The sequence below is a fragment of the Pseudoalteromonas sp. TB64 genome (assembly GCF_000498095.1).
Lineage (GTDB): Bacteria > Pseudomonadota > Gammaproteobacteria > Enterobacterales > Alteromonadaceae > Pseudoalteromonas.
In genome coordinates this window covers 1-1,229 of sequence record NZ_AUTQ01000056.1, presented here as the reverse complement: position 1 = coordinate 1,229, position 1,229 = coordinate 1, and the positions used below count along the sequence as shown (strand labels likewise).

Annotated in this window: 1 protein-coding gene; it reads right to left on the bottom strand. The window is 51.3% G+C overall.

The genetic code is table 11. The features are described 5' to 3' along the window. Positions 1–1,229: Ig-like domain-containing protein (locus L647_RS01000000123485; RefSeq protein WP_024609722.1), on the bottom strand; the 1,229-nt coding region annotated here is incomplete at both ends.

The window sequence follows — 1,229 nt, the reverse complement described above, 5'->3', positions numbered from 1 at the left end:
TCAATGCTTTGAGTGGCATTCGCTGCATCTGTAAACGTCACCGTAATGGTGCTGTTAGGTGCATCACTGGTGCCAGTAACCGTCGGTGTGCTGTCGTTTGTTAATACTGGCGCATCCACGGTAATGCTTGGCGCGGTCGTGTCTATTGTGCCGTTGCCGGTAATATCGGTGCTGTTACCTGCTACATCGCTGATGTTAGCTTCAATACTATACGGTCCTTCTGCCAGTGCAGTGGTTACTTCGACCGAGAAGTTGCCGTCTGCATCAACCGTGGTGGTGAACGTTTGTGAGCTACCTAAATCATCCACTACGGTGAAGTTAATAACCGTGCCTTCAACTGCATCGCTTGTGCCGCTAAATATCGGCGTTACATCATTACTTGAACCTGGGCTGGTAAGCACAAGTGTCGGTGCAGTGGTGTCTACTTCACCAGCACCTGTGGCGGTGGTGTCGTTGCCTGCGGCATCTTCAACACTCGCACTAATGGTGTATGCACCTTCTGCAAGTGCTACCGGTACAGGGATTGACCATGTGCCATTGGCAAGTACGGTGGCGCTTATTGTTTGCGGTGTGCCACTGCTGTCAGTGACAACAATCGTTACTTCACTTCCCTGTACTGCATCGCTGGTACCTGCAATCGTTGGGGTGGTGTCGTTGCCTACGCCGTTGTCGGTAATAACAAGGCTCGGACCAGTAAGGTCTATCTGACCTGTCTCTGTTGCACTCCCTATATTGCCCAGCCCATCATTCACGGTAGCTGTTACGGTGTATTCGCCTTCGGCTAGCACGCTTGGTGCATCGACGCTCCAAACACCACCTGTAACGGTTGTTTGTACCGTGTTTGTTATGTCATTACTGTCCGTGAAGCTGACGGTAATAATAGTGCCATCTGCCGCACTACTGGTACCGCTCACATTCGGTGTTGTATCATTTGTGTCCATTAATGCATCAATATTAATACTCGGTGCATTGGTGTCTAATGTTGCACTTTCACTCAACGTGGTGGTGTTGCCTGCACTGTCGCTTACGCTTGCTTCGATAGTGAGTGGACCATCGGTGAGTGCGTTCGGTACATCCGCTGACCAACTGCCATCGGCTTGCATTGTTGCGATGAACGTTTCTGTTGTGGTGCCGTCGCTTACGCTGATGTTTATCACTGTGCCCGCTGGAGCATTGCTGCTTCCGCTGATTGTTGGGGTGCTGTCGTTAGTGGCGCCCACGGTATCCAG